This is a genomic window from Cellulomonas uda (genome assembly GCF_006538705.1).
GTDB classification, from domain to species: Bacteria; Actinomycetota; Actinomycetes; order Actinomycetales; family Cellulomonadaceae; genus Cellulomonas; species Cellulomonas uda.
The window spans coordinates 25,501-34,242 of record NZ_BJLP01000043.1; the positions used below are offsets into that span (position 1 = coordinate 25,501).

The following is an 8,742-nucleotide window of genomic DNA, read 5'->3' on the forward strand; positions in this document are numbered from 1 at the left end:
CCGTCGGTCGTGGCTCAGCCCGGCAGGTCCAACCGTGCCACGACCTCGTCGTGCAGCAGCCCGTTGGTCACCAGCGCGTTGCCGCCGAACGGCCCCGGCACGCCGCTCACGGACGTGAACCGGCCGCCGGCCTCGGTGACGATCGGCACGAGCGCGGCCATGTCGTGCAGCGCGAGCTCGGGCTCGGCCGCGACGTCCACGGCGCCCTCCGCGACGAGCACGTACGACCAGAAGTCGCCGTACGCGCGCGTGCGCCAGACCGTGCGCATGAGGTCGAGCACCTGCGGCAGCCGGTCCACGTCCTCCCACCCCGTGAGCGAGGAGTAGGAGAACGACGCGTCCTCGAGCCGGTCCACGCGCGAGACGTGCAGCTGCGTGGCCTGCGAGAGGGACCGACCGCTCCACGCGCCCGAGCCCTTCGCGGCCCACCAGCGCCGCCCGAGCGCCGGCGCGCTCACGAGGCCGACCACCACCTCGTCGCCGTCGAGCAGCGCGATCAGCGTCGCCCACACGGGCACGCCGCGCACGAAGTTCTTGGTGCCGTCGATCGGGTCGACGACCCACCGGCGCGGCCCGTGCCCCGTGTCGGGCAGCTCCTCGCCGTGCACCGCGTCCCGCGGGCGCGTGCGCGACAGCTGCGAGCGCACCAGCTCCTCGGCCGCGCGGTCGGCGTCCGACACCGGCGAGAGGTCGGGCTTGGTCTCCACGACCAGGTCGAGCGCCTTGAACCGCGAGAGGGTCAGCGAGTCGACCTGGTCCGCGATCACGTGGGCGAGGCGCAGGTCGTCGTCGTACCCGGTCCGCAGGCTCATGGCGCCACCGTAGCGGTGCGGGTCACGACGCCGCGGGCGTGTCCGCCTCGCTCGTGCCGAGCCGGCTCGCCAGGATGCGCCGGAACGAGTCGACGCGCGCTGCGCGCGCGGCCCGCTCGACGTCGTCGTCGGCCGCGGCGACCCACTCGTCGAGCCCGCAGTCGGGCGCGTCCGCCGCGTGCGTGCAGCCGCGCGGGCAGCGCTCGTCGGACGCCTCCCCGAGGTCCCCGAACGCGTGCAGCAGGTGGTCGGGGTCGACGTGCGCGAGCCCGAAGGACCGCACTCCGGGGGTGTCGATCACCCACGTGGGCGCGCCCGGCCCGGGCACGCGCAGCGCGACCGCGGACGTCGACGTGTGCCGTCCGCGCCCGGTGACGGAGTTGACGACGCCCGTGGCGCGCTGCGCGTCCGGCACGAGGGCGTTGACGAGAGTCGACTTGCCGACGCCGGAGTGCCCGACGAGCACGGACGTGCGCCCCGCGAGCGCCGCCCGCAGGTCCGCGAGGCCGTGGATCGCCCGCTCGCCGCGCGGACCCTCGGCGTGCGTCACGACGGTGCGCACCCCCACGGGGGAGTACATCCCGACGAGCGCGGCCGGGTCCGCGAGGTCCGCCTTCGTCAGCGCGAGCAGCACGTCCATGCGCGCGTCGTACGCGGCGGCGACGCACCGGTCGATCATGCGCGTGCGCGGCTCGGGGTCGGCGAGCGCCGTCACCACGACGAGCTGGTCGGCGTTCGCGACGATGACGCGCTCGACCGGGTCGGTGTCGTCGGCCGTGCGGCGCAGCACCGTGCGGCGGTCCGTGATGCGCACGATGCGTGCGAGCGTGCCCTGCGCGCCCGTGGTGTCGCCCACCAGGTCGACGACGTCGCCGGGCACCACGCGCTCGCGGCCCAGCTCGCGGGCCTTCATCGCGGTCGCGGGCCGCTCGTCCGGGCCGTCCGCGTCGACCAGCACCGCGTACCGGCCGCGGTCGACGCCCGTGACCATCGCGCGCTGCGCGTCCGCGTGCTCCGGGCGCTGCTTGGTCCGGGGCCGTGACCCCTTGCCGGGCCGGATCCGCACGTCGGACTCGTCGTACTGCCTCCGCCTCGTCACGAGGGGGCGTCACCCGCCAGCATCCGGTCCCACAGCCCGACGAAGTCCGGGATGGTCTTCGCGGTCGTCGCGACGTCCTCGACCTGGACCCCCGGCACACGCAGCCCGACGAGCGCGCCCGCGGTCGCCATGCGGTGGTCCGCGTACGAGCGCCACGTCCCGGCGACGAGCGGGCGCGGCGTGATGACGAGACCGTCGGCGGTCTGCTCCGCCTGCCCGCCGAGGCGCGTGATCTCGCTCGCGAGCGCCGCCAGGCGGTCCGTCTCGTGGCCGCGCAGGTGCGCGATGCCGCGCAGGCGCGTGGGGGAGTCGGCCAGCACCGCGAGCGCGGCGATGGTCGGCGCGATCTCACCCGCCGCGTGCAGGTCGAGGTCCACGCCCCGGACGACTCCGGTGCCGGTCACCGCGAGCTCGTCGCCGACGAGCGCGGTGCGTCCACCCATGCGCTCGAGGATCCCCGGCAGCAGCGCGCCCGGCTGCGTGGTCCGCGCGGGCCACCCCGGGACGCGGACGGTGCCGCCCGCGACGAGCGCCGCGCACAGGAAGGGCGCGGCGTTGGACAGGTCCGGCTCGACGCGCACGTCCCGGCCCGCGACCGGGCCGGGGGCCACCTCCCAGATCGCCGGGCGCGAGTCGTCGACCTGGATGCCCGCGGCGCGCATCGCCGCGACGGTCATCTCGATGTGCGGCAGGCTCGGCAGCGTCGGGCCGGTGTGCCGCACGACGAGGCCCTGGTCGAACCGTGCGGCGGCGAGCAGCAGGCCGGACACGAACTGGCTCGACCCGGACGCGTCGACGTCGACGCTGCCGCCGCGCACCGACCCGTGCCCGTGCACCGTGAAGGGCAGCCGCCCGGCCTCGCCCTCCTCGTCGACCCGCACGCCCAGAGCCTGCAGCGCACGGATCACCGGACCCATCGGGCGCACCAGCGCCTCGGCGTCGCCCGTGAAGCGCACCGGACCGTCGGCGAGCGCGGCGACCGCCGGCAGGAACCGCATGACCGTGCCCGCGAGCCCGCAGTCGATGCGCACGCCGCCGCGCAGCGGGCCGGGCGTGACCAGCACGTCGTCGTCCGGCGTGACCTGCACGCCGAGCTGACCGAGCGCCGCGGCCATGAGGCGCGTGTCACGCGACAGGAGCGCCGAGCGCAGGCGTCCGGGGGAGTCGGCGAGCGCGGCGAGGACGAGGTAGCGGTTGGTGAGCGACTTCGACCCGGGGACCTCCACGCGCGCGTCGAGCGGTGCGGTCGCGGTCGGCGCCGGCCACAGCGGCAGGGACGTCGGCGGGAGGGTCGCGGTCATGGCGCCCAGGCTAGTCACGCGCAGCCGGACGGACGGTCTAGGCTCACGCCGTGAACACGCAGAATCAGGACATTCTCCCTCTCGGTCCCGCTCCGCGCCCCGCCACGGACGACGACCTGACCGCCCGCCTGCGCACCGCGCTCACCACGTCCGCGGGCGTCGAGCCCGCGTCCGCCGAGCACCTGCGCGTGGCGGCGAGCGTCGCCGGCGCGGACGTCCCGACGCTCGACGTCGACCTCACGGGCGTCACGGTCTCGCCGCGCGAGGCGCGCGCATCGCGCGCCGCCGCGGGTGCGCCGGACCCCGTGGCGCGTGAGCGCGGCACCGTGGGCAAGCTGCGCGTCGAGGCGCACCCGGTCACGGTCGTGGGTGCGGCCGTCGACGTCGTGGTCGAGGCCGCCGGGGTGCCGTTCGAGTGGGTCGAGACCGCCGACGGCGGGGTGGGCCTCGCGTGGGTCGAGCCGGACGCGTCGAGCCCGGTGACCGGCTCCGCCCGCCTCGCGGTGCCGGCGCGCGCGATCCAGGCGGCCGCCGAGCGCGTCGCGGCGCAGCTCGCCGCCGCCAACGGCCTCACGCTCGCGCGGCTCGACGTCCGGCTCGCCCCGGCCGGCGACAACGGCGTCGCCGTCACCGTCGAGGCCCAGGTCAAGAAGACCCTGCTGTCCGCCACGGTCGAGGCCGGCATGACCGCGGTCGTCGACGACGCGCTGGGCGTCACGCTGCGTGACGTGCGCGTCACGAGCCGCAACCCGGTGGTCGCGGCGCTGCTGGTCGCGGCGCGCAGCCGCGTCGAGCGCTACGACGGGCGCCGGTTCGACCTCGTGTCCGAGCTGCCCGCGGGCATCCGCCTCGCGGACGTGCGCGTCACGGTGGGCGACGAGGTCGTGCTGACGGCTCGCGCGCAGTGACGCAGTGACGCAGTGACGCACTGACGCACTGACGCCGGACCGTCCCGTCCGACCGGTCGGGACGGTCCGGGTGTCGCGGCGTGCCAGGAGCTCGGCGGGTCAGGCCTCGTCGGCCCTCGCCGCGACCCGGCGCTCGTGCGCGTCCTCGAGTCGCCACCGCAGACCGGGCCGTCCCTCGCGGTCGGCGGCGACGAGCACCGCCCCCGCGGCGAACGCGAGCGAGCGGACCAGACGGTCCCGGCGCGCCCGCTTCTGGTGCGGCGTGCGCTCGGCGCGGTCCGGCAGGTTCACCAGGACGAGCGGCGCGGTCAGCCCGGCGAGCGCGAGCGCGGCGGTGCGGGGCGCCTTGCCGGCCGCGAGCGCGACCGCGGCCAGCGTGACCGCCGCGCCGTGCGCCCGGACCAGCGCGGTGAGCTGCTCGTCGGTCACGTCCACGCGCGCGCCCGGCGCGGCCTTCCCGACCCGGTCGACCGCCGCCCGGGCCGCGGCGACGTGCGGCGCGGGGGAGCGCAGCGCGTCGACCCCCTCGGTCAGGAACCACGAGGCGAACAGCGGGCGGGCGATCCGGCGGAGCAGCACGGTGACCCCTTCTCGTCGGTCAGCGGTCGTCCCCACGCTACTGCGCGCGGGAATCGCGCGCCGCCCGCGCGTGTTGCGCCCACCATGACCTGTGTCGCCGAGCCCGCCACGGGGCGAGCCCCCGAGCCAGCCGCAGCGGTCGCCGGCCACCCCGCCGGTGCGCCCGCGCCGGGCCGCGGCGCACTGGGTGCGCTCGTGACCCTCGTCGCCGCGCTGTCCGTACCGCGACCGTCGGCCGGTGACGCACGGGTGGCGGGCATAGGCTCGGCCCCGATGAGCGACGAGACGCCCGACCCCCAGCCGGCCGACACGGCGATCCCGGACATCGAGCCGATGCCCGAGGGCGGCTCGCGCGCGCCCGACGCCGAGGACGAGACCGCACGCGCCGCACGGTTCGAGCAGGACGCGCTCGTGTACCTCGACCAGCTGTACGGCGCCGCGCTGCGTATGACGCGCAACCCGGCCGACGCCGAGGACCTGGTCCAGGAGACGTTCACGAAGGCGTTCGCCGCGTTCCACCAGTACAAGCCGGGGACGAACCTCAAGGCGTGGCTGTACCGGATCCTGACGAACACCTACATCAACACCTACCGCAAGAAGCAGCGCGAGCCGCAGCAGTCGCACGCCGAGGAGATCGAGGACTGGCAGCTCGCGCGGGCGGCGTCGCACACGTCGAGCGGTCTGCGCTCGGCGGAGGCCGAGGCGCTGGACCACCTGCCGGACTCGGACGTGAAGGATGCGCTGCAGCGCATCCCGGAGGAGTTCCGGATCGCGGTCTACCTCGCGGACGTCGAGGGCTTCGCGTACAAGGAGATCGCCGAGATCATGGGGACGCCGATCGGGACCGTGATGTCCCGCCTGCACCGTGGCCGCGGTCAGCTGCGTGAGCTGCTCGCGGACTACGCGCGGGAGCGCGGGCTGGTGCCCGCGGTGCACGGCTCGTCGAAGGAGGGCGAGTGATGACCGGGAGCGACTGGACCGAGCCGCGGGTGTCGTCCACGGGCTGCGACTGCGACGAGGCGGTCTCGGAGCTGTGGGCGTACCTGGACTCCGAGCTGGAGCCCGTCGAGGCGCAGCGCGTCAAGGCGCACCTCGAGGGCTGCTCGGGCTGCCTCAGCGAGCACGACGTCGAGCTCGTCGTGAAGAAGCTCGTGCGCCGCTGCTGGCAGGACGAGGACGTGGCGCCCGCCGAGCTGCACGCGCGCATCCGCGCGACGCTCACGACCATCCGGATCACGCAGGCCTAGGACATCCGCGGCCGTCGGGCATCCGCAGCCGCACGGCACGCACGACGAAGGCCCCGCCACCTGTCGGTGTGCGGGGCCTTCGTACGGGTGCGTCGGCGGCGACCCTGCTGAGCGTGCGCTCAGGCGTTGGGGCGCTTGCCGTGGTTCGCCGCGCTCCCGGCGCGGGAGCGGCGCTTGCGGCCACGCTTGCTCATGGGGCTTCCCTTCGTCGGCCTCGGTCGCGGAGTTGCATGCCATCGTCCCACATCCCCGGGGTGCTCCCGGACGCGTGCGCACGCCTCGGACGGGCGCCGGTCCGCGGCGCGCGGGACGGTACGTACCTCTCAAGTCGCTCGGGCGGCGGACCGATGACATCCCTCGTGAGCGCGCCCACGCAGTCCGTCATCCCGTTCCTGCACGCCCTGGCCAGCACGGGCGGCTCCGACCTGCACTGCAAGGTGGGCTCCGCCCCCCGCGTGCGGGTCGACGGCCGGCTGCGCAAGCTGCAGGTGCCCGACCTCACGCCGCGCGACACCGAGGCGATGCTCGAGGAGGTCCTGCCCGACGACCTGGTGCAGACGTTCCGCGAGTCGCACGAGGCGGACTTCGCGTACTCGCTGTCGGGTGTGGGCCGGTTCCGCGTCAACGCGTACCAGGCGCGCGGCACGTACGGCCTGGTGTTCCGGCGCGTCGCGGTGGGTGCCCAGCCGCTGGGTGAGCTCGGGATCCCCGAGGTCGTGGGCGAGCTCGCGCTCGAGCCGCGCGGGCTGGTGCTGGTGACGGGCCCGACCGGGTCCGGCAAGACGACGACGCTCGCGTCGATGGTCGACCTCATCAACAGCTACCGCGAGGTCAACATCGTCACGATCGAGGACCCGATCGAGATCCTGCACCACGACAAGAAGGCGATCGTCTCGCAGCGCGAGGTGCGCCAGGACACCGCGGACTTCACGGTCGCGCTGCGCGCCGCGATGCGTCAGGACCCGGACGTGATCCTCGTCGGCGAGATGCGTGACATCGAGACGGTGCGAGCGGCGCTGTCCGCGGCCGAGACCGGCCACCTCGTGCTGTCCACGCTGCACACGATCGACGCCCCCGAGACGATCAACCGCATCGTCGACTTCTTCCCGCTGCACGAGCAGAAGCAGGTGCGCGTCGCGCTCTCGCAGGCGCTGCGCGGTGTCGTGTCCCAGCGCCTGGTGCGCAAGGCGGACGGCTCGGGCCGGCGTGCCGCTGTGGAGGTCATGGTCAACACGGGCCGCACGGCCGAGGCGATCCTCGACCCGCAGAACAGCGCGCCGCTGGTGGACCTCATCCGCGAGGGCGACTACTACAAGATGCAGACGTTCGACCAGCACCTGTTCCGCATGGTGCGGGACGGCGAGATCACGTACGAGGAGGCCATCGGGGCGTCCACGAGCCCGCACGACCTCACGGTCGAGCTGCGCGCGGCGGGAATCGTCTCCTGACCCTGCTCGCCGCGCGGCGAGTGCTCAGGGTCCGGGCGCGGTGAGCGCAGGAGCCGTGACGGCTCGCCCCTGCGCGGGTGCCGGGACGCTCGTGAGCCGGTAGGCGGGCAGTCCGCGCCGGCGGATGAGCCACTCGGCGACGACGAGGTTGGGTAGCCACGCCAGGAAAGGGACGGGCGCGTACGCCTGAGCGAACAGCGCGTCCGCGTCCGCGTCGGGCCCCGAGCCGGGCGCCAGGACCGCGAGCAGGACGCCGGTCCACGTGCGCAGCGTGACGGCCGCGAACGTCAGCGCATAGGTGCGCAGCATCCACGCCTCGTGTCCCGCGACGTCGCCGCGGCGGATCGCGACGAGCGCGCGGGCCCCGGACCCGGCCCACAGGACCGCGAGCGTGCCGAAGCCGAACACGCCCGTGAGGCCGGCGCTGTTGGCGGGCAGGATGACGAGCGAGGAGACGGCGCCCACGCCCACCGCGACGAGGTAGGCGCGCCCGAGCACGCGGTGCCCGCGCGGTGCGCGGCGGCGCAGCCGTGCCGAGAGCTGGAGGACCCCCGCGACGAGCGCGAACGCCGAGGTCGTGATGTGCACGTACAACGCGCCCTGGACGAGCACGGGCTCGTCGGCGTACGCGGACGCGAGCCCGGCGTCGTCGGCGGCGAGCTCGCGCAGCGAGGCCTGCCCGTACGTGGCGACCGAGATCACGGCGATCGCGAGCGCCGCCAGCGCGACGACCGCGAACCCCGCCCGTGCGTGGGGCCGCTCACGCCCGCGACCGGGCGGGCGTCGGGACGCAGGCGGGGAGATGGCCGGGGACGTGGGTGCGGGCTGGGACGTCGGCAGGGCGGCGGGCGTGGCGGGGTGGGGCGCGCTCATGGTTTCCCCAGGCTGCTCGGAGCGAATGTGAATGATCCTCACAATGTGAACGTCGGCAACATAGGGCACGATGTTAGTGTCGTCAACATGTCGGCCAGCGCGCGAGACCGGTACCACCACGGCGACCTGCGAGCCGCTCTGCTGAGCGCCGGGCGCGGGGTGCTGGTCGAACGAGGTGCCGCGGGTTTCTCCCTGAACGAGGTCGCGCGCCGGGTGGGCGTCAGCACCGCGGCGCCCTACCGGCACTTCGCGGACCGCGACGCCCTGCTCGACGCGATCGCGGACGAGGGCTACGGGATCTTCGGTGCCCGCCTGCTCGCGGCGATCGATGATCTCGAGGAACCCCGTGCGCGGCTGCACGCGCTCGGGGTGGCGTACCTGGGGTTCGCCCGGGACCACCCGGAGCTGTTCGCGATCATGTTCGCCGACCGCGCGGGCCGGCCCGCGCTCGCGGGTCTGCCGACGTTCGAGCCGC

11 protein-coding genes are annotated in these 8,742 nt (G+C 75.0%); 5 read left to right on the top strand and 6 right to left on the bottom strand.

The genetic code is table 11. The features are described 5' to 3' along the window. Positions 1-14: 14 nt before the first annotated feature. Genes CUD01_RS12305 through aroA form a run of 3 tightly spaced genes read right to left on the bottom strand, consistent with a single transcriptional unit; the run spans position 15 to position 3,212 of the window. Positions 15-812 carry an inositol monophosphatase family protein gene (locus CUD01_RS12305; RefSeq protein WP_141321449.1) on the bottom strand — a complete coding sequence of 266 codons (798 nt, stop codon included), beginning with the start codon at positions 810-812 and terminating at the stop codon, positions 15-17. Between the two features lie 22 nt (positions 813-834). Then, on the bottom strand, positions 835-1,911 hold the full coding sequence (gene rsgA, locus CUD01_RS12310; RefSeq protein WP_094179525.1) for a ribosome small subunit-dependent GTPase A: 1,077 nt from the start codon (positions 1,909-1,911) through the stop codon (positions 835-837). After that, positions 1,908-3,212 (bottom strand): 3-phosphoshikimate 1-carboxyvinyltransferase, encoded by a 1,305-nt coding sequence (gene aroA / locus CUD01_RS12315; protein WP_141321451.1) that lies wholly within the window; start codon positions 3,210-3,212, stop codon positions 1,908-1,910. Before aroA ends, rsgA begins: the two co-directional genes overlap by 4 nt. Before the next feature lie 50 nt (positions 3,213-3,262). Here aroA and CUD01_RS12320 point away from each other — a divergent pair, with 50 nt between their 5' ends. Continuing rightward, positions 3,263-4,120 (top strand): hypothetical protein, encoded by an 858-nt coding sequence (locus CUD01_RS12320; protein WP_141321453.1) that lies wholly within the window; start codon positions 3,263-3,265, stop codon positions 4,118-4,120. Between the two features lie 99 nt (positions 4,121-4,219). On the opposite strand, the gene CUD01_RS12325 is transcribed toward CUD01_RS12320, so the two are convergent. Continuing rightward, on the bottom strand, positions 4,220-4,699 hold the full coding sequence (locus CUD01_RS12325) for a DoxX family membrane protein (RefSeq protein WP_094179528.1): 480 nt from the start codon (positions 4,697-4,699) through the stop codon (positions 4,220-4,222). An 84-nt stretch (positions 4,700-4,783) separates the two neighbouring features. On the opposite strand from CUD01_RS12325, the gene CUD01_RS12330 reads away from it, so the two are divergent. Both CUD01_RS12330 and rsrA read left to right on the top strand, forming a co-directional pair. Beyond that, positions 4,784-5,659 (top strand): sigma-70 family RNA polymerase sigma factor, encoded by an 876-nt coding sequence (locus CUD01_RS12330; protein ID WP_371860791.1) that lies wholly within the window; start codon positions 4,784-4,786, stop codon positions 5,657-5,659. Beyond that, positions 5,659-5,946 (top strand): mycothiol system anti-sigma-R factor, encoded by a 288-nt coding sequence (rsrA, locus tag CUD01_RS12335; RefSeq protein ID WP_094182056.1) that lies wholly within the window; start codon positions 5,659-5,661, stop codon positions 5,944-5,946. Before CUD01_RS12330 ends, rsrA begins: the two co-directional genes overlap by 1 nt. A gap of 119 nt (positions 5,947-6,065) precedes the next feature. Here rsrA and CUD01_RS17405 read toward each other — a convergent pair whose 3' ends face one another. Beyond that, positions 6,066-6,140 (bottom strand): 50S ribosomal protein bL37, encoded by a 75-nt coding sequence (locus CUD01_RS17405; RefSeq protein WP_118766687.1) that lies wholly within the window; start codon positions 6,138-6,140, stop codon positions 6,066-6,068. A 165-nt stretch (positions 6,141-6,305) separates the two neighbouring features. On the opposite strand from CUD01_RS17405, the gene CUD01_RS12340 reads away from it, so the two are divergent. Beyond that, positions 6,306-7,394, top strand: a complete 1,089-nt coding sequence (locus tag CUD01_RS12340; protein WP_166772093.1) for a type IV pilus twitching motility protein PilT — start codon at positions 6,306-6,308, stop codon at positions 7,392-7,394. Positions 7,395-7,418: 24 nt separating this feature from the next. Here CUD01_RS12340 and CUD01_RS12345 read toward each other — a convergent pair whose 3' ends face one another. Continuing rightward, positions 7,419-8,267: a DUF2306 domain-containing protein gene (locus tag CUD01_RS12345; protein ID WP_141321459.1), complete on the bottom strand. Its 849-nt coding sequence runs from the start codon at positions 8,265-8,267 to the stop codon at positions 7,419-7,421. Positions 8,268-8,354: 87 nt separating this feature from the next. Between CUD01_RS12345 and CUD01_RS12350 the strand changes: the two genes are divergently transcribed. After that, positions 8,355-8,742: TetR/AcrR family transcriptional regulator (locus tag CUD01_RS12350; RefSeq protein ID WP_141321461.1), on the top strand; the 388-nt coding region annotated here is incomplete at its 3' end.